The sequence below is a fragment of the Nitrospira sp. Nam80 genome (genome assembly GCF_965152575.1).
In genome coordinates this window covers 868,807-893,441 of record NZ_OZ224216.1, presented here as the reverse complement: position 1 = coordinate 893,441, position 24,635 = coordinate 868,807, and the positions used below count along the sequence as shown (strand labels likewise).

Genomic DNA, 24,635 nt, shown 5'->3' with positions numbered 1-24,635 from the left:
CGACGAGATGCGAGCTACGAGTACAGCCGGCATGACCATTTCTGTCATCATTCCCACTCTCAATGAAGAATCGGCCCTCCCGACCACTTTGGAACGTACGTTTCGGCTCGGCTTTGACGACATTATCGTAGCCGACGGCGGAAGCATTGATCATACGCGAGACATCGTGGTGCAATTTGCATTGTCACAGGAGCGAGACGCGATTAGAGATTGTCCCGTGCTGTCGATTACCACCCCGCCGGGGCGTGGACTTCAAATGAATACGGCGGCCGAGTTGAGCCTGAGTGATGTCTTGTTGTTCCTCCATGCGGATACGATTCTGCCGGACCATGCCAGGCGCAGCATCGCTGATTCACTGCAAGATCCGCGCTGCGTGGGCGGGCGCTTCGACGTTGAATTCGACCGGCGTACCAACCTCGGCCGGCTCGTCAGTACCATGATGAATATCCGTTCTCGAATGAGCGGCATCGCGACGGGGGACCAGGCGATTTTCGTACGGCGGAAGGTCTTCGAGCGCATGCGGGGGTATAGTCCCATCCCGTTGATGGAAGATCTCGATTTTACCCGGCGATTGAAGAAGGAGGGACATGTCGCTGCGCTCCGGGATACGGTCACGACTTCCTATCGACGGTGGGAACAGCAGGGCCCGGTCCGGACGATTCTCCTGATGTGGATGATCCGCTTTCTCTATTGGCTTGGCGTCAGTCCATGGACTCTGTCACGATTCTATGCCGCGGTGCGGGAATAAACTGTGAATGAGGAATGAGAAATTAGGAATGAGGAAATAGACATAGGATCGCCGAGATGAGAAGGCGAGAGAGGAGAGACGAGCGGCGAAGTTCGGTGGCGAGGCCGCAGGCGGTGCAGGCGGATGCCGCGTTGGTCATCTTTGCCAAGGCCCCGATCCCGGGGCAAGTCAAGACAAGGCTTTGCCCGCCGCTGACGCCGGATGAAGCCGCCACCCTTCATGGCAGCTTTGTTCTTGATCAGCTCGAGCGTACCAAGGCGGCGATCACGAAATTTCGTCTGCCGGTCGAGCGCATTCTGGCGTGCGCCCCGTCATCGGCGCATGTGTTTTTCAAGATCATGGCGGAGAGACAGGCAGTCCGGTTGCTGGACCAGGAAGGGGATGATCTGGGCGCCCGCATGCATGCGAGCTTCGTGAGCCTGTTTGCGGACGGCTTCAAGCGGGTCGTGGTGATCGGCACTGATGTGCCTTCCGTTCCCCTGACACATTACCGGGAGGCCTTCGATTTGCTTGCGACGCATGATCTCGTCCTCGGTCCTGCGCAGGATGGGGGCTACTATCTCATCGGGCTCACCCGGCCGGTAGGCGAATTATTTGACGATATCCCTTGGTCCACCGATCACGCGCTTGCAACGACCCGTGAACGAGCCGCCGCCCGGGGGCTCACAACGGCCTTGTTGCCTGCATGGAGAGATGTCGATACGCTCGACGACCTCCTTGCGGTCATCCAAGACAGCGCGGCGGACTCGGAACGGCCGCAAGCGGAACGAAACTTTTCAATGAGGACGGCCGGCGCACTCAGTCTCATCGGCAAACGACTGCGGACTCGGTCATAATCGAAAGAGGCACTCCTATGACACAGCCTATCGCGCTCATCACCGGCGGCGCCAAAGGAATCGGTCGGGCCGTGGCCTTCGACTTGGCCGCGCAAGGCTGGCGCATTGCGATCTGTTATCGAACGAGTGCGGAGGCCGCCAAGGACACGGCGGCGGGAATTGAAGACCGTGGCGGGCGGGCCCTTGCCGTGCAGTGCGACGTATCGATTCCTGAATCGGCGCAGCAGCTCGTGCGCGAAGTGGAACGCGAGTGGGGCGGTCTCGATGCGCTGATCAACGGGGCAGGGCCGTACCACCGGGTGAATCTTTTCGATGAGACCATCGCAGGATGGCGCGAGATGTTCGACGGCAATCTGCATCCGATTTTTTATTTGGTCCAAGCAGCCGCGCCGGGCATGAAGGCGCGGAAACACGGCCGGATCATTAATTTCAGCATGGCCAATGCCGACCAGATGGAAGCGCAACCTGACGTGACCGCTCATTACATCGCAAAAGCGGGCGTGCTGATCTTGACCCGCACATTGGCCAAGCTGCTCGCTCCCCACGGCATTACGGTGAACGCCATTTCGCCCGGCTTTATCGATTCCGGCAGCGCGCCGCCGGGAGAACTGGCTGCCGTCGTCAAACGCATCCCCGCCGGTTACGTCGGCACGGTGGATGATACGGTCGGCGCGGTCCGTTATCTACTTTCTCCGGAAGCCCGCTATGTGAACGGAGCGAATATCCAAATCAGCGGAGGGTGGGGAATCTAGGAAGAAATGAGGAATGAGAAATGAGGACAGACTATTTCGCGAGCACGAGGATGACACCGATCAGGAGGGCCACGATATAACTCTTCTGATCGCGAACCGCAAAGACGACGGGGTCATCATCCATGCGATCCCGATACGTCAACATCCAAGCCCGCGTGATCCAATACAGCATGACGGGACAAACCAGCCACAAGACTTCCGGGTGCGAGTAGAGCGCCAACACCTCTTTGCTGCTGATATAGAGCGCCAACACGAGCACCGCGACCAATCCGCTGGATGATCCGATACTGGCGATATGCTCGGCGTCCGTCGTCCGGTATCCCCTGCCCCGTAGATCCCTCTGATCAAGCTGGCTCGCGTGATCCATGTGGCTCACCAACTTGATTTCCGTGAAGCGCTTCATCAGCGCCAGACTGAGAAAGATGAACAGTGAAAACGTCAGCAGCCAGTGGGACGGTACGATACCGGCCGCGGCCCCGCCGGCATAGACACGAACCGTATAGAGTTGCGCCAGCACGATGACATCAATGAGGACGAACTGTTTGACGTACAAAGAATAGCTGGTCGTCAGAATAAAATAGACGGCCAAGACGAAGAAAAACGGCGTCGGAAGCACCGCGGCCGATGCGAAACTCAGAATCAAACATCCCATCGACAATGCCAGGCCGGCCGGAATGGAAAGACTGCCCGCGGCAAACGGACGCCGCTTCTTCTTCGGATGGTGCCGATCCGCTTCCAAATCCAGGCAATCGTTCAGGATGTAGACCCCGGACGCGCACAAGCTGAAGGAGAAGAACGCGATGAGGGCAGCGAGCACCCGCGAGCCCTGCAGCACCTGGTGTGAAGAAATCAGAGGCACGAACACCAACAGATTTTTGGCCCACTGGTGCACACGAAGAGCCTTCAACAGGACGGGAACCAGGCTGCGCTGCTCTTCAAACACGCGGCCTACCGTTACACCGGCCTTTCGGACCCGCGCCACAAAAGACGGCGAACGGGCTACGATCAGAGCTTCGTTGGCATGGCCCCACACCGGCAGGTCGGCATTGGAATTACCGATATAGTCGTATCCGCGACGGCCGAACCGCTCGTCGAGCGCTTGGCGTTTGGCCGCTCCTTTCAAATTCACCGTCTCCGTACCGAGAACCTGCTCGAACAGCCCCAAATGCGCTGCGACGTCCGCGGCAAGCTCAAGGCGACTGGCGGTCGCCAATACCAATGTGCGGCCGCCCCGGCGCTCATTGCGGAGATATTCCACAACATCGTCGTTATAGGGCAACGCGGTTACATCGAGTCGCACCCTTCGGCTGATTTCACGCTTCAGATATGCCTTACCGTGCCACAGCCACAACGGCGCCATGAAAATCAGCAACGGAGAGCGCTTGAGGAGGAGCAGCAGAGATTCCTAGAAAAGGTCGGTCTTGATCAGGGTGCCGTCCAAATCCACACACAACGGCACCTGGCATGGAGCCAGGACAGTCGGCCTTGTCGCGGGATGGGGGGCGGAGGACACCCGATCACTCCTTCCGGATTTCCTTCGAGAATCGACTTACAGCGCGCTGACTTGCAAATCAACGGCCGGCGTCCTGATCGGCCGGTGCCGGGGGATCCCAGGCAGAGGTAGGATACCAGGGGGCCCCCGCATGAGTCACGCGAGATCGAGAAATACGTACGGTTGGAAGAAGAAGGCCGTGCTCAACCTTGGGCCTTGCGTCATGCGATCGCAGGGAGAAGGGAATGATTCCGGGGATTACCTCCCGAACGCCTTTTTCAGCAGCGGCTCGACTTCCCCTTTCGCCTCCATCGGGTCCAGGACATCCGTGTCTCCAAAGAACTGACCGTCAATAAAAACCTTGGGAAGAGTGGGCCAACTGGTCATCCGAGTCAGGGTCTCTCGCTTCGCCGGCTGCGCCAACACGTCGATGACCTCGTAGGGGTATCCGTATTTATCGAAGAACTGCATGGTCTCACGGGTAAAGCCGCACATCGGCATGGTCTTGGTGCCTTTGCCGTAGATCAAGATCTTGTGTTCGGTGATTTCCTTCTGAATTTCCTGTTCAATAGGATCCGCCATCGGGCCCTCCTTATGTCTCATCCGGCGTTGTTGCTGTAATTTCAAGCGCGTGGATACGTCCATCGCGCAGGGGGACTGCCAAGGCTTGGTAAATCGTGCGGTGGCGATCCAAAAGCGTCTTCTCTTTGAACAAATCCGATGTCACCCGCACCATCAAATGATCCCGAGTGCCGGTTTTATCGAACACCGTCACCGTGGCATCCGGCAACAGCTGGCGTATATAGGTCGTGACGGTGTCGTCGCTGATCATAACTCCGCTTCAGAATAGCGCATCCCCCGACGCGAACGCAATTCGGACGGGGGGGGGGCCGCTGAAGTGAGTGTAATTGACGATTTGGTGATTTGGCGAAGTCTCACCTTCACGAAATCACGAATCCAGCAATCATACTATTCTATGGTGGTGCATTTGATGCGATCTGGTTGTTCTCAACCATGCCCGTTTGATTGTCGCTTTCCTGTCCGTCTAGCAACCAATTGAAATGACATAGAATTCTTGGCGCCACGTTTGGCACGTCCATTGCCATTATGCCTATCGAAACCAGAAGGCCTGCAACTCAGCAGGTCCGGACTTAACCATAAGGAGGATTCCATGGACGAATTCAGATCCGGCTTTTTCATGAGTGATACCGCTTGTAATGGACGAGTACTGGTCGTGGATGACGAACCCGACATCCGAAAGGTTGTCAAAATGACGTTGCAGAAAGCCGGATACGAAGTGCTGGAGGCCGAGGACGGCGAGAAGGCTATTCAAACGATCAATACGGGCGAAAACCGCCTGCTCCTGGACGTCATTGTCTGTGATATCCGGATGCCGAAAATCAACGGTGTTGAAGCAATCGCGTATTTTCAGCAAGAATGGCCGCGCGTGCCGATCATCGTGCTCACCGGATTTCCGGACACAGACATGGCGACCTCATTCTTGCGCGGCGGCGTAATTGACTATCTCGTGAAACCGGTTGAAGGCGAAAAGCTGAAAGCAGCCGTGGCTCGCGCCATGGAACAGCGGGAATTGGCCCGGTTGTAGCTTGGGAGCTGATCTTGAAGATTCGTTGGTACCCGGGGGACTCGTTTGTCCCCCGGACCGATTCGTGACAGCGCGCTAGGCCTAGCGCAGACGAGGTTGCAAGGAGAATTGGCATCGTAATGGACAGGTCACAGACCAAGGTGGCGATTGTCGGAGCCGGCAAAGGCGGCGTCGCGCTCCTTGAACTCCTGCACCAGATTCCTGATGTCGATATCGTGGGGATTACCGACAAAGACCCCGGTGCGCCGGGCCTGCAACGGGCGCGGGATCTGAGCATTCACGTGACGGACGAAGCCCCGGATCTCATCGGCAATCACGGCGTTAATCTCATTCTCGACGTGACGGGCGATCCGGCCATGCGAGACACGATTCTTACGCACAAGAATCCGGGAGCCGAGGTCCTGAACGGGTCCACGGCCAAGCTATTGTGGAATCTGATCCAACATGAATCCAAGCTCGAGACCGAACTCTTCCATGCCGAAAAGTTGGCAGGGCTTGGATCGTTTGCGGCGGGCATTGCCCATGACATCAACAATCCGCTCCAGCTCATTCTCGGGCTTGCAGAGAATCTGGCCCAAGAAAAAGATATCCATGCCGTGCAGGAGCAGGCAAGGGAGATCATTGAAGCCGTCAAGCGGACCAGCGCCATTTGCCGTGATCTGACTCGGTACGCGAGGCGCAATACCGCGCATGACGATGTGCCGGTCAATGTGAATCAAAAAATCGACGAAGCGCTCAAAATCGCGCGGTATGCGGTGACACTCCAAGACATTGCGATCGTCAAACATTATGATCCACGGGCGGTCGTGAAAGGCAATCCCGACGAACTGCTTCATGTATTCGTCAACCTGATCACCAACGCCGTGCAGGCGATGGCCGAGCGCGGCACGCTGACCTTGACCACGGACGCCGTGAACGGCTCGGTGATCGCCACAGTGAAGGACACCGGCTGCGGCATTCCGAAGGAATTCCTTCCAAGGATTTTCGACCCACTTTTCACCACCAAGCCGGCCGGCAAGGGCACGGGCTTGGGACTCTATAATGTCATGTCCGTTGTCTCGAAGATGAACGGCCATATCGCGGTGGACAGTACCGTGGGAAAAGGCACGGCGTTCAACATTGAATTTTCTCCTGCGTCCCAGCCCATACAATTTACGGCCCCGTGACCCCATGACGATTCCATCCGATTCTCCCGCTTCCACCGTCCCGGCCCGGCACGGCTGGGGACTCAAACGGAAGCTGATCGTCTCCATGCTGCTGGTCGGCGTGTTGCCGCTTATCCTCGGCTTGACCATGGCGTTCTTCCAGGGATCGAAAGAAATCCGAGAGGTCAGCGGTGAAAGCTTTAAGGCGCTTGCGACCGAAGCGGCGAGAAAACTGGATCTGCTCGTGGCGGAGGAGGTGGCTCGAACGTCTCGAATCGCGGCGGACCCACTCATCATCAATGAATTGGAAAGGCGGCGCGATGCGCTTCAGCCCGTCACGGAAACCGATAAGGCCCCCGGCCGGTCGCAATTGAAAGCCAAATGGGACGCTCGGGATCCGGCCGCGGTCAGGGCCATCACCGACAGCCGCTTGGGGCGCCTGTTAAAAGAATATTATGCCGGCTCTCATGTTGAGCAAGATCAGTTGCTTCCTCAGGTGGTACGGGCCGCGACCAAAATGCTCTTCATTACCGATGTCCGAGGTGATTTAGTCGCGGCGCTGACGAGCCTGCCCGACTTTTCGCATGACCGAACGGCATGGTGGAAGGGCGCATTCAACAAGGGTATCGGCCAACTGTATATCGAAGATGTTTATTTTGACGATAAGGCCAAAGCTTATGTATTCAGCATCTCACTGCCGATCATGGATAATCTCCGCTATGAAGTGGTCGGGGTGCTGCATCGGCTGATCGATGCCAAGGAGTTTTTCTCTCCATCGACGCATCCGATCCGGTTCGGTAAGACCGGGCATGTGATGCTGATCGACAGTCGTGGGATCGTCTTGAGTTGCCCGATCCTTCCTACCGGCGTCCGCCTTTCCGATCCCGCCTTGATTCCACTGGTCATTCCCCGTGAACCGGGATGGGTCAGCGCATCGAGCGATGGGCACGGCGGCACCGGCACTGCCATCATCGGGTTCGCCCCTCTCCCTGAAACCAGCCGGGCCACCAACGGCTCACTGGATCAAGGCGCCTGGCATACGTTCGTGTGGCAATCGTCCGCCGAACTCTTTGCCCCAGTCAAACATCTCTTCACCTGGATGTCGATCTTTGCCGCGGTGGCGGTGGGATTGCTGGCGACGTTGGGGTATCTCGCGGCCAGCCGCATCGTCACGCCTGTTCGCCGACTCCAGGAAGCGGCCCGGTCGATTGGGAAAGGGGAGCTGCGCGAACCCATTCAGATCAAGACCGGAGATGAACTCGAGGAGTTGGCGGTCGAATTCAATCGCATGAACGCGCAATTGGAAGCCGCCTTCGCCGGCTTGACGAGCCAGGTCCAATTAAAAACCGAAGAGGTGCAGTATCTTCAGAAATCGACCGACCAGGTTCTGGACGCCGTCCCCACACCGATCATCATGATCGATCAGAACGAGCATATTCAGTATGTGAATAAAGCATCGAAGGACGCCCTCTCGATCAATGGCCAACATCTGTCCAGCATGACTCTGTTTGATCTGCTCCATCTGGATCAGGCGATGCAGGACAAGCTCAGACGAGAACTCGGACAACCGGATGGAGGAGTCTTGACGTCCCGAGGCCACGGCGATCCGAGCCGCCTGGCTGCGGTTGAGCCTCGCGACCCCCTCTCTCCGCGACTTGGACAAGACTTTCGGGACGAGCGGCACGAGCTTCAGATCGGATCACGATTGTACCGGTATCAATGGTTTCAGATGGACAGCCGGCATGGTGAAGGAAAGCGAATCGGGCTGGTGCTGCGAGATACGACGGACGAGAGCCGCCTCCAGGATCAACTGGTGCAAGCGGAGAAATCCGGCAGCTTAGGCGTACTGACCGCCGGAATCGGGCATGAACTGAACAATCCGTTGTTCGGAATTCTCGGTCTGGGTGAAGCCATCCAGGAGGAAGTCGATTTACTTCGAGTCAAATCCTATGCCCGCGACATCGTCGTACATGGCCGGCGAATGGCGGCGATCATTCGCGACTTCGCCGGCATTGCCTCGCGCGAAGCCAAGGGCCAACGCGTGCCGGTCGATGTCAATGCGGAATTGGATCAGGCCTGGACTATTGTGCAAACGTCGTATGACGCGCTGGGCGTGGATGTGCAGAAGCGCTATGTGTCCGCCTCCATGGTCAATGCCCTCCCCGACCAGTTGCGTCAAGCCTTCACCAATGTCTTGGCCAATGCCGTGCAGGCGTTGCGCGGACAAGGCCAATTGCTGCTCAGCACCGAAGAGCATGGCGGGACCCTGACCATCAAGATCAGCGACACGGGACCGGGGATTCCCAAGCATCATTTGAGCAAGGTCTTCGATCCCTTCTTTACCACTAGAGGCCAGGGACAAGGGTCGGGGTTGGGCTTGACGGTGGCGCAACGGATCGTGAAGAAGTTCGGCGGGGATATTCGCCTTGAAAGCACGGAAAACCAGGGTACGACCTGCATTATCACGCTTCCCACCGCCAGCGCGCCGGCTCGGAAGGAGGAATCATGTCTCCCATCCTCAGGTCAAGCGGCCACGCCGCGTTCTGGTTCATGATGCTGTTCGCTTTGGGCTGGAGCTATTCGCTCCAGGCCAAGGATCCGCCGGCTGCGCCCGGCATCCCGCCGGAGAAGGTCGCCGAATATGTCCATGCCGTCCTTGAGGCGGACCGCACCATCTATACGAATCATGTCGTCAACCGGATGCAGGCCAAAGGGATCGTTTCGGCCGCCGAACATTGGGAAAATGAAAACGCCTTGCCGCTGCCCGCCCAATTTTTGCAACATTCCGGAAAGTTGGTCGCCGAGGGTGGTCGAGGCATCCGCTATCGACTGATCAGCCTTTGGCCCATTTACCAACGCAATGCGCCGGCCACGGAGTTCGAGCGAAAAGCGCTCGAAACGCTGACGCAACATCCAGATCGCCCGTTTACCGGAGTCGTGACCAGCGGCCGGAAACAGTATTTTCAGGCCATCTATGCCGATCGTGCGGTGTCTTCGGCCTGCGTCGCCTGCCACAACAACCATCCCTTGAGTCCTAAGCGGGATTTCCGGAGCAATGACGTCATGGGCGGCATGGCGATCACGATTCCGTTGGATTGAAGCAGGCGGCGTCCGGAAAGACAGGTCCGAGCAGACAGACGGAAAGGACGCCTCCGTCACTCGTGCGGGTTCAGATCGTAGGGGCGGCGGTACGGAATCAGCGGGACGGCGTCACGGGTGGTGCACACAGCGAATCATGGATTCTCGGCGGCCAGCGCCATCGCCTTCCCTCGCTGGGTGGAGAGTTCCCGCACATTGCTCGGCAGCTTGGCGGCTTCCTCACCGAATGAAGAAATCCCCATATCGGACAGCCCTTGAAATTTAGAGCCGTCTTCCATCGAAAAGCTCGGGGTGTGGATCTCGCCAATGAGCACACCGGTCTTCAATAGTTGCACTCGTTCACTGGCCGTGACAGTAGCCTTCACCTTGCCGCTGTTGACTAAAATGCCGGCGCTGACGGTTCCCTGCACGACTCCGTCTTCCCCAATGACGACGGTGCCTTTGGTATGAATTTCACCTTCGAGTCGTCCGTCGATACGGACGGTTCCTTCGACGCGGATCTCTCCTTTGATCAGAACGCCCTTAGCCAACAAGGTGATATTTTCCTCTTCGACAAATCCCGTCTTCTTCATCATTGTTGATTCCCTCTCGGCATTGGTATGAGCATGGCCCCACATAAACATGAAGCAAGCCTACACTACCGCCGCGAGGCCACCTAGGAAATTCCAAAAGTGTGTTTGAACCGCTCCCACAAACTGCTGCCGTGGACTTCACAATAGACCGAGGGTTCAGTTCCCTCGATGAAAACTTCCGTGACCCGTTCCGGGCACTTGGAAGTGGCGAGCTGTCCGGTCTGTGGGTCGATGTCTCGCCGCACAATTCCCTGCGGCACGGGAAATTCCCGGGATTCGGCCGGGATCACTCGTCGTGCGACCTCGACCCAGATCGGTAACGCGGCCTGAGCTCCGGTCAGTCGAATCGGTTGCTCGTCGTCAAACCCAACCCACAGGCCAATGACGATGTCAGGGGTATATCCGATGAACCAGGCATCGCGATAACTGTCGGTCGTCCCCGTCTTGCCCGCCACGACTCCCCGCAGCCCTAGCAACGGGGCCTTTGCCGCCGTGCCGCGGTTGATCACCCCCTTCAGCAGTGAGGTGGTGAGATAGGCGGCCTGTGGGGACACCGCCTGGCGCCGCTCCGGAGTCGTATGCCACATGGGATCTCCTTCCGAGTTCGCGACGCTCTGCAGCGGTCCGGGAGGAATCGCGAGCCCCCCGTTCGCCAACGTCCCGAACACCGACGTGATGTCGAGCAGGGACACGACCGAGCTGCCGAGAGCGGTTGAGAGATTGTCCGCCAGAGGACTTTTGATGCCCAGGTCGCGAGCCAGCTTGTGAATCCGCTTCATTCCGACCGTCTGCGCCAGCCTCACGGCGGGAATATTGAACGACTGTTCCAGCGCCTTCCGTACGGTTACCGTGCCGTGAAATTGGCGATCATAGTTTTGCGGCGCCCACGACCCGCCCCCGGAGTCAAACGTCACCGGTTCGTCAATGACGAAACTGGACGGCGTCACCGGCTGCCCTTTGGCAATATCGCGGCGGGCCTCAAAGGCGGCCAGATAGACGATTGGTTTGAATAGAGATCCCGGCTGGCGCTTCGCCTGCACCGCGCGATTGAATTGACTGGCTCGATAGTCTCGCCCACCGACCATGGCGAGGATGCCGCCCGTCGCCGGATCGATTGCAACCAGCGCCGACTGAAGCCGGGACGGCCCCTCCGTCAAAAACGGATGGGCGGCCTCGAGTTTCTCCAGTCCGGTGACCAACGCCTGGCTGGCAATATGCTGCAACACCGGATCGAGCGTCGTATACACTTTGACCCCATCGGGCAGCGGGGTTCCGGTGAGTTCTTCCGTCTGTCGCAGGAGATAATCCACAAAAAACGGCGCGTCCGCCAACGTGTCTTGAGGCGGCGCCACCTGCACCGGCGCGCGCACCGCCTTGTCCCAGTCCGCGTCCGAGAGGGCTCCAAGGTTACGCAGCCGGGTCAGAACGACATCGCGGCGTTGCTTCGCGAGCGGAAGGTTCTTGAGCGGCGAATAGGTATTCGGACCTTTAATCATACCGACCAGCAAGGCAATGTCCTCGATCGCCAGCTCGTCGAGCCGCTTCCCGAAATAGCGGTGGGCCGCTTCACGCACGCCGTAGACCGAGACCGATCCCACTTGCCCGAGATAGATCTCGTTGAGATAGCTTTCGAGAATGTCCGTCTTCGAATACATCGTTTCCATCACCATCGCCGCGACCGATTCCTTCAACTTTCTGGTCCAGGTGCGATGGGGCGAGTAAAACAGATTCTTCGCTAATTGCTGCGTGATCGTGCTGCCTCCCTGGACGACCGTGCCGCGTCCGTAATTCGTCCACAACGCGCGCAGGATCGCCACCGGGTCGATTCCGATATGGCCGTAGAAACGGCGATCTTCGATCGAGAGTAATACGTCGACGAACCGCGCGGGAATGTCGGCGAGCGGCAGCCACTCTCGCACCTGGCGTGAATCCCCGCGCATCCCGCTGATCAACTGAGGCTCCAAATACGCCGGGAATACCGCATCGCCGTGTTCAATCGACACGACATCCCGCACCAGGCCCTGGGCATGCCGCAGCCGAATCGGAGCAGGACTCATATGCATGTCCGGAAACCCGTGGAGGTAAATGTCGATGGCGTCCGCCTCCAGGCGAAATTCTCCAGGGGCATGAACCGGAACGGTCACTTCCCGATATCCCAGTCGAGTCAGACGCTCGATCAGGTGGGATTCGGCGAGCGCCAGATCGGGTTTGAGCAGAAACGGAGCGCCATACAGAAGCAGCGGCGGGTGCTCGTCTCCTTTCGGCAGCCTAATAGAACTGCTTAAATACAACCCATAGGAGACAGCCGCGATCAAGATGAGGATGAACCCGGCCGCAATCATGACCACCGCACGTCGCATCCATCGACGGATCAGCCTCACTCGCAACACCTCCGAGCCACAGAATACGCTATCGAGCCGGTGAAATCGAACGGCGCCCTATTAACATGTGCGCGGCTGCAGCTCGACCGCTCACTATTTCTATCACGGCCATATTTCGTCGCTTGACAATTCCGAGCCGGTGCCTTACATGTGCGCCAGCCGCGGATTGTTGGATCAGGATATCCACGTAGTGGCCAATCTTCCAAAATGTAGGGATAACCATACACCCTTCATGGAGCCGGCTCATCGTTTCCTCAAGTGCGGCCGGTTGAGCGGTATCGCGGCAACAGCGGCCGCTCTGCTCGTCGCCGTTCTGCTCTCGCTCCCCCCGGACGGTCGCGCAGGAAGTTTCCGGATCTACGACCAAAGCGCATCCGCCGCGGGTCAAGCATCGGCCTTCACCGCTCAAGCCGATGATCCCTCGGCAGGCTACTACAATCCCGCCGGGATGACGCAACTCCGAGGCATGCAGTTCTCGGTCGGGACGACTCTCATCGGCGGAGGATTCGACTTCCGCAATGCAGCCGGCCAGACCGCGCACGGCGATCTCATGGGAGCCGTCGCGATCCCGCCGCCTTCCAATTTTTATGTGACGGCCAATCTCAAAGATTTGGGCCTCAAATTCTTCGACACGACGGTCCTGGGCTTGGCCGTCTTTAATCCGTTCGGGACCCTGACCCGGTGGCCCGAGAACGGCCCTTTTGCCACAGCCACGACCACGGCGGCGTTTGAATTGGTGGATATCAGACCGTCCTTGGCCTTCAAGCCGTTTCGCGACCTGGCGCTCGGCGTCGGAGCGGACATCTATACGTTCACCGGATTGTTTGGAGAGGGCCATTCCGAGCGAAAGTTTCTTTGGCCGGGAGGACTTGGGATTCCGGCCGGCGCCGGCATGGAATTGAACGGCAAGGACACCGCCGCCGGATTCAATGTCAGCATGCTCTATACCGCGCTGCGGAATGCCGAGGGGCTGCCGCTCGTGAACATCGGTCTGATCTATCGCAGCCAGGCCACGATGCATCTCGACGGGCAATTGCTGGCCAACGGGGCACGAGTCGCCGATGCGAAATCCACCTTCGTCGTTCCGCAGATCATCACCGGCGGCATCGCGGTCTGGCCGGTCCGCGATACGGCCCGCGAGTGGAAATTGGAGCTGGACGTTGACTACACGGGGTGGAAATCGGTCCGGAACCTCGATACCTCCCTCTCCAACGGCCTCACGCTGCCGGTGCCGCTCAATTGGACCAGTTCCTACACGATCATGGTGGGGACGGAATATAAATGGCTCAAGCCGGAAATCTTGCCCGAATGGGATATCGCGGCCCGAGCCGGCTACTGGAATGCGCAAAAGGCGATTCCGGACGCCACGTTCAATCCCGCCATCCCGGACAGTGACAGCCATGCGATTTCTGGGGGGCTGGGACTCTTCTGTCAAGGCAACGGGCGATTCGCCGGGGTGATTCCTTGTGGTGGATCGGATCGAGCTTTACGCCCGAAGGGCATCGGTTTGGATCTGGCTTACAAGGCCGTGCTCTACGAGAACCGAACTATCAGCGGCAATCTCAACCCGACGGTGAACGGCGTGTATAGCACCACCTTGCACGTCGGTTCTGTCAACGTTCGAGTCGTTTTCTGAACGGGTTCCATATCTGAACCGGGCTCCATACATGAGGCAACTCGTGTCGTTCATTTACTGGCGACCAGTCGAGGACATGGTTTCCTGGCGACCATGGAACCACGTCACACAGGCGCCCCATCTCTCGATCTGAGGACGGCACGGGTCGCGGTCCTTTACGGGGACGCCCCTACCGCGATCATTGTGACCGCCATCAACGCCGCCATCCTGACCAAGTTCACGATACCGGCACCGGAATGGACACCGACACGAAAGCCGCATCTTTGATCCTTTCTTTACCACGAACAGCAAGACCGGGGCACGGGTGTGGGACTCGCTACCGTGTATGGCATTGTGCATCAAACCGGAGGCTCCATCGACGTAGACAGCGCGCCTGGATGAGCCACCAGCAGCAGCATCATTTACTTACCCGAGGTCGTCCCCGCCGTTTCTCCATTGCTGCGGCCTCCCACGCAGTCGGACGGCGACCAGATTCCGAACAGATTCTTCTGGTTCAGGATGATCCCGCCGCGAGGGGCCTGACTCAGCATATCCTCAGAGTGCACGGCTACACCGTGCATGAGACGCATAACGGCATGGAGGCCCTTGATCTTGTGCGCCGGAGAGCCATGCATATTGATCTGTTGATCACCGATATCGTCATGCCCGGCATCGACGGGCGAGAACTCGCGCGCCGCCTGTGGACAACCTTGAAGGACCTGCGGGTTCTCTATGTCTCAGGGTACAGTGACAAACTGCCTTCGGCGCAGCAAGACGGCCAAAGCCCGTTCGTCTTCCTCCAAAACCGTTCTTGCCGGAAGAACTGATACGAGGTGAGAGACCTCCTCAACCATCCAGACGAGCGTTAGCCCACCGCTTCCGCCGCGCACCGGCTGCGGACCATTCAGCGGCACCGTTGGCCGCCGGAAAAATCCGGCACGCAACGCGGCACCCCTGGATAAGTCGATACGGCCGGGCTTGGATGGAAATAGGGTGGAACCGGCCTGAATGGTTCATCCGCCAAAGGGGGCGCGGGAACGGGCGGTTTCCATGGAATGGTCACCCTGAAGTCTCGCGCGCTGGATAGACCGGGCGACATACGAGCGGACGGGCGGCCTACATATGGCACACTTTGATCGGGAAGGTCTTGATCGGCATAGGCGAAGGGAGCAAGAGCCGCCAGCCAATCAGGAGGCCAGACAGCCGCTGTGCTGGTCGGAGAGCGCTCTTGCCGCAGTCCCTCGGAATGCGAAAATGGACGGTTGGACAATATGGCCCGAATGGCCGCCAGGTTTTTTTGCCCCTCGGTCATGGACTCGTCCTCGGGCAATGGGGGCGTCAAAGTACACGCCATTGTGAGCGCAAGACATCCCGCGTAGGCCGACCATGCGGCGAAGCTCATACCGCCATTCCCGGTCATTAGAAGCGGTCTCACACACATACATGGCACCACAAGCAATCTCGATCGTTATGGCGCTGTGATGCGGCTTCGCGTCATGGAACTATGCGCGCAATTCTTCGATCCATTCTTTCAACACCACGGCCTGGTTATGCGCCTGATCCCGCGCGCTATAGACCAATGTGACCGTGCTCCCTTTTGCTCGCCGAGCGAGATCCTGAAGGCCGGACTGATCAACTGTTTTTTTGAGCTCGGTGCGATACCGTTCCCGGAAGGTTTTCCATTTGGCGACATCGTGGGCAAACCATTTGCGAAGCGCAGTGCTCGGAGCCCATTCCTTGCGCCATTCATCGACCTTTGCTTTCTCCTTCGTCAGCCCGCGCGGCCAGACACGATCAACCAGAATCCGTAGACCGTCACCCGGGCTTGGATCGAGATACACCCGTTTGATCTGTACCATGCACAACTTCACTCCATTGCGCTCCATCTTCGCTGTTCCAGCACCCAATGAAGCTATGCCCAGCCCGAAATCTGGAACACAACCTGATCTTCAAAAGGAAAGAGCGGCTCGCTCGTCCTGATCCCTGATCGCAGCCGCGAATTTTTTCAATCGACCGATAAGCGCTTTCTCATCGGCATCAAGCTTGTCCTCGCTCTTGAGAGGAAGAAGGACGGCATAGGGCGTCACCTTCACGACGGTGGCGAAAATCTTGTGCGCCGATTCCTCAGTGATGCCACCCTCCTTGGTTTCGAGCATCTCCAGGAATCGATTCATTCCCTTTCGTTTGCCGCCGAAGTCCCCCTTCGCGGCCGCTTCATTCACCACCTCCAGTTGTTTGAAATATGGATCAAAGTTCCCGCTTTTCGACATATTTTTCTGAACCATCAGTTCCAGTGCAATCTTATCGATCCACGGCTGCGCGACATAGGCCTCTGATCGATTCACGCCGGCGCTTACGACCGTCCCGACCAAGAAGACAGAGAGTATCAGCCCGCGAGCACTGTGTAACGTCATCATGACGTCTCCTTTCGGTGAGTGTGAGCGTTTGATGGATAGGGATCAGCCTAGTTCCGATCCGGAGTCCAACATGCCGGAACATTGACCAATTTCCATGTCAGATTCTCTCAGCCCGCCCTTGTCAGTCTCAGCCTACATTCTCTCGGGTGCGTCCGATGGATCCTGGTGCCGTCGCTTATGTTCGAGGAAGGAGCAATGTCAATGCCATGAGGATCTGACTTGCATAAGTGCGAAATCGCAGATCTCTGGTGGAAGGGATTACGGGCAAAGAGTGCTTTCGCACAGTGCGCGCTGTTCGATGCGTGAGCAAGTAGTTCCTCATACAAGTGTTGCGCGACAAGCAGCAGGGAATATGAACGGCGCTCGGCGCAAAAACGAACTGTGGAGTATTAAATGTAGCGCATCACGGGTGAGGAGAAATCGCTGAAGATTATCGCAGTCTGGTGACGGTTCCGTCGAGGGGAACCATCCGGCCTCCATCGGCGCTCATCATCAAGGCTTCCAAGCATCGCCCATGTTCATTCGACGTCCCGTTTCCTTCCGCCATGATATGTTCGCCGATTCGGAAAGAACCGCGCAGTTCATCGTTGATATCCGGCGGCAGGCGAACCTGCGTGCCGTCCGAGAGCAGCATTCCCTGCACAATGCCCTTCACGTGAAAGAGCAGGACTTCAATCGTCCCTTCCGCTTTCATTTCAGTCATGGAGAGACGCTGTTCTTGGTCGGGAATCGGAAAATCCAGGCGAAACGGAACGGTGAAAATCGTGCCGGTCGAGGTGTTGAGAATCACATCGGCCTGGACCAACGGCGCACCGTCTAATCGGTGTCCGTGTACGCGAACGTGTTGGCCGGGCTTGATCGCCTGCAGCAGCTTATCCGACGCTCGTGACGTGATGTACATCTGGCTGCCGTCCTTGAGCAACAGGCCTTCGACCTCGCCTCGGGGATCAAGCAGATAGCGAGCCACCACGCCTTCGGCGACGGGCCGTTTTCGAAAGGATGGCGGACTGCTGTCACCGCCTCCCGCCAAGAAATGCAGGCCGCTCGCCGGGCGCCGATACGGATCTCCACCCCACACGAGGCAGTCCTCGGCGACAAAGAGGCCGGTGGCAATGCCGAGCGCGACCCCGCACCATCGGCGGTGTACCTGTGTGATCCTTGTTCCCAGCACCTTCTCCATCGTACCCGACTCGCACGCGGTATGGAAGCCCGAGCCGGCCGCCGTCGGAAACCGCATTTCACGTTGGGCGCGAGGCATCGCGCCGCACATGAACGCCGCCCACCCGGCGAGGGGTCCCATCATCACCAGGAATCCGGCCGATTAGCTCAATGCCGATCTACACAACGAATAAAGCAACCGGAAGGGGCGCGCCGCATGACGGTAGACGCGCCTGGTTATGCGGTGCGGCGTACCCGTTCGACATAGGCCGAGAGCGCATCCAATTCCTGCCGCACTTTCCCAAAACATTCACATGACACCGCCTCGAGGCCGGCCTGATTCACGATCGTCATCTCGCCGTAGGTATACCGAATCAATCCCTTTTTCTGTAGCTCGCCGGTTATTTCCGTGACGGTGCTTCGCTGCGCGCCTAGAAGATACGCCAGGAATTCATGCGTAAAGGGAAATGTCTGTTTATATGTGCGGACACGATGGGCCAGAAGCCAGCGGCCGATTCGCTGCTCGACCGTGTGGAAACGATTGCATCCGTTCGAGACGAACACTTCTTTCAATAAGAATTGCGCATAGCGCAACACCAGTTTAGACAAGAGAGGCGCGGCGGCATCCATAAATGCCGCCGCGCTCAGTTTAAGCGCGCATCCGGGCACTTGCACCAGCGCCTCCGCAAATGAAGTGTCTGCATTGAACAAGACCGGAGACCCGACGAATCCTTGTTTGCCCACCACCGCCGCTTCCACGGCATTTCCGTCGCCCATGCGAGTCAGCAGCGAAATCGCTCCGGTCAGGGGGAAATACACGCTGTCGACGCGCGCCTCCTGCTCATAAATGATTTGCTTGTCTTTCAGTTCAACGAATTGCCCACGTGAAAGAAGGGCCTGCCGTTCACTCGATGGGAGGGCGGCCAACAGAAGATTACGGGAAGGATCGTGACTTTCTTGCGCCATTGTCGGCCAGCCTACAGAATTGCCGCTTCGCGTCCGGTATCATCTGCACATTGCATGGTCGAGTCAAGGAGGAATTCATGCGGTTAGATCATCGGGCGTTCGCCGGCATCCGGAAGGAAATACGGGACTTCATGCGTTCCAGCGAAACAGTCTTAAGCCTTGCATCGATGGAGAGCCTGACGGATGAGGAGGTGGAGATCGTTCGCTATTACGCCCAATGGCTCGGCGAAAAAGGCGGCGGCGAAACCCTTCCCTTAGACTCCACCACACCGTCCGTTCCGCCTGATTGACGGCACAGTCTTCCCGCCCTCCTCCATTCGAATGCACGTGCCGGGTAATGTTTTAGGCAGCCGAGGCATGAACGGATTCCACCCACCCAAAGATGATATAGTGCGGGCTGTCCATACCCGCTCGGAAACGGCCCGGCCGCGCCGGTAGACTGACTCAAAACGGATGATCGGTGAGCCGTAAGCAAATATTTTCCGTCACCTTCTTTAGCATCCTCGTTGTCCTTATCTGGCAATTGGGGGTGATTCTCAGCCCTTTTTTCTATCCGATTCTGTGGGCCGTCATCCTGGCCGCCACGTTCTATCCGCTTCACGCGACAGTGCTCAATCGCCTCAACGGCCGGCGACACATCGCGGCCGTACTCATGACCTCGATGGTGATGGCGATCGCCGTGCTGCCGGCCGTCTATTTAATATTTCTGGGGATCAATGAGGCAGTCCAGGCCTATGAGACGGCGACGCAGTGGTTTCGCGAGGGACGCTTGCGCGATGTCGGTGTCGCCATTTCCCAGTTGCCGGTAGTGGGAAGGTGGAGCCAGGAATTGTTCGGCCGCCTCATTCTGTCTAACAGCGGGAATCTGGAGTCGTCCTTTCTGGAAGGCGGCAAGGTCGTCAGCACCTTTCTGCTTTCGCAGGGAGCCGATTTGGCAAAGAACGCGCTCCTATTCCTCACCGATTTTTTCGTGATGATGTTCACCCTCTTTTTTCTCTTCCGCGACGGCGATCGTCTTTACAAAGGCCTGTATGGCGCCATCCCGCTCGATCCCGATCATAAGGCCAAGATTTTTGAGCGCATGGACGGCACGATCAAGGCGGTGGTGCAGGGCACCCTGGTGACCGCCTTGGCGCAGGGAACGGCGGCCGGGATCACGTACTGGGCGCTCGGCGTGCCCTTTTCTATATTTTTTGGAGCGCTGTCGGCCGTCTTGTCGCTCCTCCCCTTCGGAGGCACCGCCGTCGTCTGGATCCCGATCGCGATCTATCTGTTTTTCAGCGGATCAATCGTGAAAGGCCTTGTTATGGTCGTGGTGGGCGCGGGTCTCGTCGGTCTAATGGATAATGTTCTACAGCCGTTGCTTATCGGTACCAGGGCGCAATTGCCGATGCTGTTTCTCTTCTTTGCATCGCTGGGCGGCCTGGCTTCATTCGGCTTGATCGGCCTCTTCGTCGGCCCTATTCTCCTGGCCGTCGTGTTGGAACTGTTCCGCATCTATCAAGATGAATTCCAGGATCAGCAAAGCGAACTCCTTATCAAATGAGCTGGATAGCGAAGAGTCCTCCGCTTGCCGCCACGACGCAGTGATCGGCTCATGTCACAGAATTCCTCCCATTCTCCCCGCATATCACTGCTTCTTGGCGCGCTCGGGGTCGTCTATGGCGATATTGGCACCAGCCCGCTGTATGCCCTGCGTGAATGCTTTCATGAGACACATGGGTTGGCCGTCACGACCGATAATGTCCTGGGCATTGTGTCGCTGATTTTTTGGTCGCTGTTTATCGTCGTCACGGTCAAATATCTCCTGTTCGTGCTGCGCGCCGATAACGAAGGCGAAGGCGGAGTGCTGGCTTTGATGGCGCTCACTCAGCGTTCCCATGCCGTCCACCCCCGCCGGGGACTCGGTCTGCTCGTAATCTTAGGCCTGACCGGTGTCGCATTCCTCTATAGCGACGGCATGATTACGCCGGCAATCTCGGTGTTGAGTGCGGTCGAGGGTCTCTCGATCGCGACCAATTTCTTCGATCCGTACATTCAGCCCATCACGGTTGTCATCCTGACCGGGCTGTTCATCATCCAACGCCGTGGCTCCGGCAGCATCGGCTCGCTGTTCGGCCCCATCATGCTGCTCTGGTTCGTCACCATGGGCCTGTTGGGATCGGTGAGCCTCGTACGTACCCCGCAGATTCTCCATGCCGTCAATCCGCTGTATGGGATTGCCTTTCTGGCTCACCATGCGAAACTCGGATTCATGGTGCTCGGCAGCGTGTTCCTGGTCCTTACCGGCGCGGAGGCGTTGTATGCCGACATGGGTCATTTCGGACGGGGGCCGATCCAATTCAGCTGGTTCTCTGTCGCCCTGCCGGCGCTACTGCTCCAGTATTTCGGACAAGGCGCGCTGTTGCTCCGTGACGCCGGGGCACTGGCCAATCCGTTCTACCATCTGGCCCCGGACTGGTTGCTGTATCCTTTGATCGGGTTGGCGACCATGGCCACCGTCATAGCGTCCCAGGCGATGCTTTCCGGAGCCTTCTCGATCAGTCTCCAAGCGGTGCAATTGGGCTATCTGCCTCCGCTCCGCATCACCCATACTTCCGCGGCGCAACGAGGACAGACTTACGTAGGCATGCTGAATTGGGTGATGTTTGCGGGAACCGTGGGGTTGGTGCTGGCCTTCGGCTCATCGAGCAACCTGGCGGCCGCATATGGATTGGCAGTCTCCGGCTCCATGGTGATCACGACGCTGCTGATGTACCACGTCATCCGCCGGCGCTGGAAATGGCACAGGCTGCTGTCCGGATTGGTCATCGGCGCATTTCTCCTTCTCGACATGGCATTTTTTCTTGCAAACGTCCGCAAGCTTCCCCACGGCGGTTGGGTGCCGGTCGTCCTCAGCCTCGGTATTTTCACCATCATGAGCACATGGGCGCGAGGCCGGGCGATCGTAGCCAAACATATTCGCGATCAGTTTCCTCCGCTGGAACGGTTCCTCAGCGAGATGACCTCAACCGTCCAATGTCGCGTGCCGGGACGGGCCGTCTTCATGACCCAATCTTCGGATGTGACGCCGCCGGCCTTCCTTCAAAACGTCCGCCACAACAAGGTGATCGATCACGAGGTGTATTTCCTGACTGTCGTCACTGAAAAAGTGCCGTTCGTGGCCCCTGGCACCGACATTGAGATCACGGCGCTCGACGGCAATATCGTCCGGATCATCGCGCGGTGCGGTTTTATGGAGTCACCCGATATTCGGCGCATTCTTGAACGGTGCGCCGCACAGGGCTGCGAGATTCCGCTTCAGGACACGAGTTTCTTTCTCAGCCGGCTGGGGTTTTTGGCCACGCCGAAACCGGGTATGGCGATATGGCGGGAACGGATCTTCGTCTTCCTGTCGCGAAACACCCAGCGTGCCAGCTCCTATTTTCACCTGCCGGCCGAGCAGGTCGTGGAAATCGGGCTGGTGCTCGAAATTTAGCGGCCGCTTACTTTGCCAGACGGAGCCTCCGGCGCTTCGGAGGTTTCGGGGAGATCGGCGGAGAGGTGGGATGCCTGTGTCCTGTTGCGGAGATCGATAAGAGGAGCTGTGCCTGCATAATGGCATCCAGTAAGGCGGTCCGTTCCTCTGCGAGACGTTTTTGGTTGGGCGCCTTATTGACGAACCGTTCCGCTGCCTCGGTCAAGACCCGCAATGTGTCCTTCACGTCCATCGCTTTCCTTGATCGGTCCTGTGATGATCAATTCCTGTCGCGCGCCGCTTCAATCATCAAATGGCAGCCGCGCCTATGAACCGGAACTTCCCAGTTCTTTCGACCAGAAAATAAACATGCCGTGGCCGCCCTTCGTCGGCGGTCCTCCGCCCGGATCTCGGAAGATACCGAAGTTGTACGTATAATTGAGCTCGATTTGGGACCGCCAAGGCGCGCCGGAGACGATCCCCCCGCCGAGAGCCGGCATTGAATCCGTGACATTCTTAATTCCGCCATCCCCTGTGAACAGCGGGCGCTCGACCAGTCCCCACGTCCCTTCGATATAGGGATAGAGGAAGAAGAGCGCCTCATACCGATATTGCAAATTGGCCACCGCATAGCGCCGTGGAAATAATTCATTGAACGCGACTCCATGTATCATCGGAAGCGAGACCGCTTCCCATTCATACCCGGTCGGACGCCCAGGCAGGCGAAAGGCCGAGAACCGGTCCTGATCCTTCCCGATACCGCCGTGCAGGCTCGTAATGAGACGATGCTTGTCGCTGTCTACGAACGGCACCCCGCTCGCGACCAGGGCATAGGCGGTCGCGGTCAAATAGGTCCGCTCGTTCTTGTAATCCGGCGTATCAAACGGAGGGCCGCCCCATTGGCTCCACTTGGCACGATGGCCATGCATGAAATCACCGCCCATGGTAAATCCTCGATGAGGCAGCTCCATCAAGTTCCGGGTCAGCGAATCCACGCGGATCCGAAGATGAATGCGGCCTTCATAGGTATCTTTCGGCACAATGTATTGGGGCGATGTATGATCCGTTCCCTTGAACCAGCGGTAGCCCGGCTCATAAGTCAGGAAGACGTTGACGGCGCTGTCCTGACTGAACGGATGAATGGGTAATCGATAGCCCAGGCCTACTCCGCCGAAGACATAATTCCACTCGATTTCGGACTGTCTGATACGCTGTCCCTCGACGTATTCGGACCGGCCGAGCGGAACGATGAAATTGTCCAGGGAAAAGATCAGGGACCAATTGGGATAGGTGCGGAGACCGATGGTGTAATCCACATCATTGACGGCGATGGAAAAGGCGCCTCGGAGTCGCCGGTTATCATTGTCCCAGTTTCGCCATAGATAGAGCGCGCCGAACGGGAGGACTTCGAGCTGGCTTGGACCGTTCGGAATCCATTGAATGCCGAAGCTGGCCGCCGTGACATTACGCCGGTCTCGAGGCGGCACATAGACGTCCTCACCGAACAGCCTCGTGCGGAACTCCTGTCCTGCCTCGGGGGTCGGTTCTTCGACTGGTGTTGCTTCATACCCCCACGCGATTTCAATGGGAACCCAGAGGCAGAGGCTAAGTATGACCGGCAGCCAGGGACTGGTGGAGCAATTATTCAGATCCGCGGTGTTTCGACAAACCTTGAGAAGGGAGCATACTCTTCTCAACATGCAGCGTAGGGTTCAGCGCCCATCCCGACTTGAAGTGCCGCCCGGCATCGCATCATGCTCCTGGCTTCGGACGGATCGGATAGAGAGCGCATGGTCGTCACTATTGACCCTCGCTTCAATCCTCTCCCCTTCCTTGATGGGTCCCATCCGTAGTGTAGACTGATTGACGACCAACCGCACCTCGTTTCCATTCGGATCCTCGACAAAGTAATGTTCGCCGTCGATGCGCACGACCTCTCCTTCGACGGTATGGCCGATTTCTTGTTGCCCGCTTCGCAAGTGGGGCGGCGCCGAGGGCATCATACCGGCCGCTCGGTCGTAATCCAACGCGTGCGCAAGGCCGATGAGGCAGATGCTGACTCCCAGAGCGGTCGTTAATCGAAGAGCCGCTTCCCTCATGATCATTGCATGTCCTCCTCATTCTCACAAACAAAGAAGCCTTCTGCGCTCGTGGCTGTCAGCCGCTCTATAGAGTTATAAGAGAGGACGCGGTTTCTCGCCCCTCGGAAGCTCCCTAGTCCGATAACTAGGATTCTTTCCGGTTGCTCTATGGACGTCTATACATAATGATAGTGATGAGCGGGACTTGACGGGGAGACGGGAAGGCGGCGGATATGGTGGGTTCACAATTCATCGGCGTTGGAACGAAGGCATCTGTTCGAAGTGGAGCCTGCGGACCCTCTCCACGGGA

General features: G+C 58.0%; 25 protein-coding genes. 12 read left to right on the top strand and 13 right to left on the bottom strand.

Translation table 11 applies throughout. The features are described from left to right. Window positions 1-31 precede the first annotated feature (31 nt). The 3 genes from ACWGXE_RS04355 to ACWGXE_RS04345 are packed head-to-tail and all read left to right on the top strand — an operon-like array spanning window position 32 to window position 2,336. Entirely contained in the window at window positions 32-748 is a 717-nt protein-coding gene (locus ACWGXE_RS04355; RefSeq protein WP_447601619.1) for a TIGR04283 family arsenosugar biosynthesis glycosyltransferase, read from the top strand. A gap of 56 nt (window positions 749-804) precedes the next feature. After that, a complete protein-coding gene (locus tag ACWGXE_RS04350) occupies window positions 805-1,584 on the top strand; it encodes a TIGR04282 family arsenosugar biosynthesis glycosyltransferase (protein WP_447601617.1) in 780 nt (259 codons plus the stop codon). A 17-nt stretch (window positions 1,585-1,601) separates the two neighbouring features. Further along, a complete protein-coding gene (locus ACWGXE_RS04345; protein ID WP_447601616.1) occupies window positions 1,602-2,336 on the top strand; it encodes an SDR family NAD(P)-dependent oxidoreductase in 735 nt (244 codons plus the stop codon). Window positions 2,337-2,367: 31 nt separating this feature from the next. Here ACWGXE_RS04345 and ACWGXE_RS04340 read toward each other — a convergent pair whose 3' ends face one another. From ACWGXE_RS04340 to ACWGXE_RS04330, 3 genes are all read right to left on the bottom strand, one after another. After that, on the bottom strand, window positions 2,368-3,696 hold the full coding sequence (locus ACWGXE_RS04340; RefSeq protein WP_447601615.1) for a UbiA family prenyltransferase: 1,329 nt from the start codon (window positions 3,694-3,696) through the stop codon (window positions 2,368-2,370). A 390-nt stretch (window positions 3,697-4,086) separates the two neighbouring features. After that, window positions 4,087-4,410 (bottom strand): glutaredoxin family protein, encoded by a 324-nt coding sequence (locus tag ACWGXE_RS04335; protein ID WP_447601614.1) that lies wholly within the window; start codon window positions 4,408-4,410, stop codon window positions 4,087-4,089. Between the two features lie 10 nt (window positions 4,411-4,420). Beyond that, window positions 4,421-4,660: a BolA/IbaG family iron-sulfur metabolism protein gene (locus tag ACWGXE_RS04330; protein WP_447601612.1), complete on the bottom strand. Its 240-nt coding sequence runs from the start codon at window positions 4,658-4,660 to the stop codon at window positions 4,421-4,423. A 339-nt stretch (window positions 4,661-4,999) separates the two neighbouring features. Here ACWGXE_RS04330 and ACWGXE_RS04325 point away from each other — a divergent pair, with 339 nt between their 5' ends. The 4 genes from ACWGXE_RS04325 to ACWGXE_RS04310 all read left to right on the top strand — a co-directional run bounded on the left by ACWGXE_RS04325 (window position 5,000) and on the right by ACWGXE_RS04310 (window position 9,678). Beyond that, window positions 5,000-5,434: a response regulator gene (locus tag ACWGXE_RS04325; RefSeq protein WP_447601611.1), complete on the top strand. Its 435-nt coding sequence runs from the start codon at window positions 5,000-5,002 to the stop codon at window positions 5,432-5,434. Window positions 5,435-5,553: 119 nt separating this feature from the next. Beyond that, on the top strand, window positions 5,554-6,600 hold the full coding sequence (locus ACWGXE_RS04320) for an ATP-binding protein (protein ID WP_447601610.1): 1,047 nt from the start codon (window positions 5,554-5,556) through the stop codon (window positions 6,598-6,600). Window positions 6,601-6,604: 4 nt separating this feature from the next. Beyond that, on the top strand, window positions 6,605-9,133 hold the full coding sequence (locus tag ACWGXE_RS04315; RefSeq protein ID WP_447601609.1) for an ATP-binding protein: 2,529 nt from the start codon (window positions 6,605-6,607) through the stop codon (window positions 9,131-9,133). After that, window positions 9,085-9,678 (top strand): Tll0287-like domain-containing protein, encoded by a 594-nt coding sequence (locus ACWGXE_RS04310; RefSeq protein WP_447601608.1) that lies wholly within the window; start codon window positions 9,085-9,087, stop codon window positions 9,676-9,678. The genes ACWGXE_RS04315 and ACWGXE_RS04310 overlap by 49 nt, the downstream gene beginning before the upstream one ends. 134 nt (window positions 9,679-9,812) lie before the next feature. Here the strand turns inward: ACWGXE_RS04310 and ACWGXE_RS04305 are convergent, their stop codons facing one another. Both ACWGXE_RS04305 and ACWGXE_RS04300 read right to left on the bottom strand, forming a co-directional pair. Next, on the bottom strand, window positions 9,813-10,253 hold the full coding sequence (locus ACWGXE_RS04305; protein WP_447601606.1) for a bactofilin family protein: 441 nt from the start codon (window positions 10,251-10,253) through the stop codon (window positions 9,813-9,815). 80 nt (window positions 10,254-10,333) lie between these two features. Then, entirely contained in the window at window positions 10,334-12,631 is a 2,298-nt protein-coding gene (locus tag ACWGXE_RS04300; protein ID WP_447601605.1) for a PBP1A family penicillin-binding protein, read from the bottom strand. A gap of 190 nt (window positions 12,632-12,821) precedes the next feature. On the opposite strand from ACWGXE_RS04300, the gene ACWGXE_RS04295 reads away from it, so the two are divergent. Together ACWGXE_RS04295 and ACWGXE_RS04290 are read left to right on the top strand one after the other, a co-directional pair. Then, on the top strand, window positions 12,822-14,267 hold the full coding sequence (locus ACWGXE_RS04295; RefSeq protein WP_447601603.1) for an OmpP1/FadL family transporter: 1,446 nt from the start codon (window positions 12,822-12,824) through the stop codon (window positions 14,265-14,267). Between the two features lie 377 nt (window positions 14,268-14,644). Beyond that, the gene (locus ACWGXE_RS04290) at window positions 14,645-15,073 is read left to right on the top strand and encodes a response regulator (RefSeq protein ID WP_447601601.1); all 429 of its coding nucleotides are present in this window, start codon (window positions 14,645-14,647) and stop codon (window positions 15,071-15,073) included. Window positions 15,074-15,150: 77 nt separating this feature from the next. On the opposite strand, the gene ACWGXE_RS04285 is transcribed toward ACWGXE_RS04290, so the two are convergent. The 5 genes from ACWGXE_RS04285 to ACWGXE_RS04265 form a co-directional block, all read right to left on the bottom strand. Beyond that, window positions 15,151-15,558 carry a hypothetical protein gene (locus ACWGXE_RS04285; protein WP_447601599.1) on the bottom strand — a complete coding sequence of 136 codons (408 nt, stop codon included), beginning with the start codon at window positions 15,556-15,558 and terminating at the stop codon, window positions 15,151-15,153. 190 nt (window positions 15,559-15,748) lie between these two features. Further along, window positions 15,749-16,105: a DUF488 domain-containing protein gene (locus ACWGXE_RS04280; RefSeq protein WP_447601597.1), complete on the bottom strand. Its 357-nt coding sequence runs from the start codon at window positions 16,103-16,105 to the stop codon at window positions 15,749-15,751. 90 nt (window positions 16,106-16,195) lie between these two features. Then, on the bottom strand, window positions 16,196-16,663 hold the full coding sequence (locus tag ACWGXE_RS04275; protein ID WP_447601596.1) for a hypothetical protein: 468 nt from the start codon (window positions 16,661-16,663) through the stop codon (window positions 16,196-16,198). Window positions 16,664-17,093: 430 nt separating this feature from the next. Beyond that, on the bottom strand, window positions 17,094-17,966 hold the full coding sequence (locus ACWGXE_RS04270) for a hypothetical protein (RefSeq protein ID WP_447601595.1): 873 nt from the start codon (window positions 17,964-17,966) through the stop codon (window positions 17,094-17,096). A gap of 92 nt (window positions 17,967-18,058) precedes the next feature. Further along, entirely contained in the window at window positions 18,059-18,787 is a 729-nt protein-coding gene (locus ACWGXE_RS04265) for a Crp/Fnr family transcriptional regulator (RefSeq protein WP_447601594.1), read from the bottom strand. Between the two features lie 77 nt (window positions 18,788-18,864). Here ACWGXE_RS04265 and ACWGXE_RS04260 point away from each other — a divergent pair, with 77 nt between their 5' ends. The 3 genes from ACWGXE_RS04260 (at window position 18,865) to ACWGXE_RS04250 (ending at window position 22,265) form a co-directional block, all read left to right on the top strand. Further along, complete coding sequence (locus ACWGXE_RS04260) at window positions 18,865-19,077, top strand: hypothetical protein (protein WP_447601593.1); 213 nt, start codon at window positions 18,865-18,867, stop codon at window positions 19,075-19,077. Window positions 19,078-19,247: 170 nt separating this feature from the next. Beyond that, window positions 19,248-20,333, top strand: a complete 1,086-nt coding sequence (locus ACWGXE_RS04255; RefSeq protein WP_447601591.1) for an AI-2E family transporter — start codon at window positions 19,248-19,250, stop codon at window positions 20,331-20,333. 51 nt (window positions 20,334-20,384) lie between these two features. Further along, window positions 20,385-22,265, top strand: coding sequence for a potassium transporter Kup (locus tag ACWGXE_RS04250; RefSeq protein ID WP_447601589.1), 1,881 nt, complete (start codon window positions 20,385-20,387; stop codon window positions 22,263-22,265). Window positions 22,266-22,272: 7 nt separating this feature from the next. On the opposite strand, the gene ACWGXE_RS04245 is transcribed toward ACWGXE_RS04250, so the two are convergent. The 3 genes from ACWGXE_RS04245 to ACWGXE_RS04235 all read right to left on the bottom strand — a co-directional run bounded on the left by ACWGXE_RS04245 (window position 22,273) and on the right by ACWGXE_RS04235 (window position 24,349). Further along, a complete protein-coding gene (locus tag ACWGXE_RS04245; protein WP_447601587.1) occupies window positions 22,273-22,491 on the bottom strand; it encodes a hypothetical protein in 219 nt (72 codons plus the stop codon). Between the two features lie 79 nt (window positions 22,492-22,570). Continuing rightward, window positions 22,571-23,944 carry a hypothetical protein gene (locus ACWGXE_RS04240; RefSeq protein WP_447601586.1) on the bottom strand — a complete coding sequence of 458 codons (1,374 nt, stop codon included), beginning with the start codon at window positions 23,942-23,944 and terminating at the stop codon, window positions 22,571-22,573. A gap of 12 nt (window positions 23,945-23,956) precedes the next feature. Continuing rightward, window positions 23,957-24,349, bottom strand: a complete 393-nt coding sequence (locus tag ACWGXE_RS04235) for a hypothetical protein (RefSeq protein ID WP_447601585.1) — start codon at window positions 24,347-24,349, stop codon at window positions 23,957-23,959. Window positions 24,350-24,635 lie beyond the last annotated feature (286 nt).

Coding starts and splice junctions, on each gene's coding strand:
- ACWGXE_RS04355 (WP_447601619.1), top strand. CDS start 32: ATGACCATTTCTGTCATCATTCCCACTCTCAATGAAGAATCGGCCCTC.
- ACWGXE_RS04350 (WP_447601617.1), top strand. CDS start 805: ATGAGAAGGCGAGAGAGGAGAGACGAGCGGCGAAGTTCGGTGGCGAGG.
- ACWGXE_RS04345 (WP_447601616.1), top strand. CDS start 1,602: ATGACACAGCCTATCGCGCTCATCACCGGCGGCGCCAAAGGAATCGGT.
- ACWGXE_RS04340 (WP_447601615.1), bottom strand. CDS start 3,696: ATGGCGCCGTTGTGGCTGTGGCACGGTAAGGCATATCTGAAGCGTGAA.
- ACWGXE_RS04335 (WP_447601614.1), bottom strand. CDS start 4,410: ATGGCGGATCCTATTGAACAGGAAATTCAGAAGGAAATCACCGAACAC.
- ACWGXE_RS04330 (WP_447601612.1), bottom strand. CDS start 4,660: ATGATCAGCGACGACACCGTCACGACCTATATACGCCAGCTGTTGCCG.
- ACWGXE_RS04325 (WP_447601611.1), top strand. CDS start 5,000: ATGGACGAATTCAGATCCGGCTTTTTCATGAGTGATACCGCTTGTAAT.
- ACWGXE_RS04320 (WP_447601610.1), top strand. CDS start 5,554: ATGGACAGGTCACAGACCAAGGTGGCGATTGTCGGAGCCGGCAAAGGC.
- ACWGXE_RS04315 (WP_447601609.1), top strand. CDS start 6,605: ATGACGATTCCATCCGATTCTCCCGCTTCCACCGTCCCGGCCCGGCAC.
- ACWGXE_RS04310 (WP_447601608.1), top strand. CDS start 9,085: ATGTCTCCCATCCTCAGGTCAAGCGGCCACGCCGCGTTCTGGTTCATG.
- ACWGXE_RS04305 (WP_447601606.1), bottom strand. CDS start 10,253: ATGATGAAGAAGACGGGATTTGTCGAAGAGGAAAATATCACCTTGTTG.
- ACWGXE_RS04290 (WP_447601601.1), top strand. CDS start 14,645: ATGAGCCACCAGCAGCAGCATCATTTACTTACCCGAGGTCGTCCCCGC.
- ACWGXE_RS04285 (WP_447601599.1), bottom strand. CDS start 15,558: ATGACCGAGGGGCAAAAAAACCTGGCGGCCATTCGGGCCATATTGTCC.
- ACWGXE_RS04280 (WP_447601597.1), bottom strand. CDS start 16,105: ATGGTACAGATCAAACGGGTGTATCTCGATCCAAGCCCGGGTGACGGT.
- ACWGXE_RS04275 (WP_447601596.1), bottom strand. CDS start 16,663: ATGATGACGTTACACAGTGCTCGCGGGCTGATACTCTCTGTCTTCTTG.
- ACWGXE_RS04270 (WP_447601595.1), bottom strand. CDS start 17,966: ATGATGGGACCCCTCGCCGGGTGGGCGGCGTTCATGTGCGGCGCGATG.
- ACWGXE_RS04265 (WP_447601594.1), bottom strand. CDS start 18,787: ATGGCGCAAGAAAGTCACGATCCTTCCCGTAATCTTCTGTTGGCCGCC.
- ACWGXE_RS04260 (WP_447601593.1), top strand. CDS start 18,865: ATGCGGTTAGATCATCGGGCGTTCGCCGGCATCCGGAAGGAAATACGG.
- ACWGXE_RS04250 (WP_447601589.1), top strand. CDS start 20,385: ATGTCACAGAATTCCTCCCATTCTCCCCGCATATCACTGCTTCTTGGC.
- ACWGXE_RS04240 (WP_447601586.1), bottom strand. CDS start 23,944: ATGTTGAGAAGAGTATGCTCCCTTCTCAAGGTTTGTCGAAACACCGCG.
- ACWGXE_RS04235 (WP_447601585.1), bottom strand. CDS start 24,349: ATGATCATGAGGGAAGCGGCTCTTCGATTAACGACCGCTCTGGGAGTC.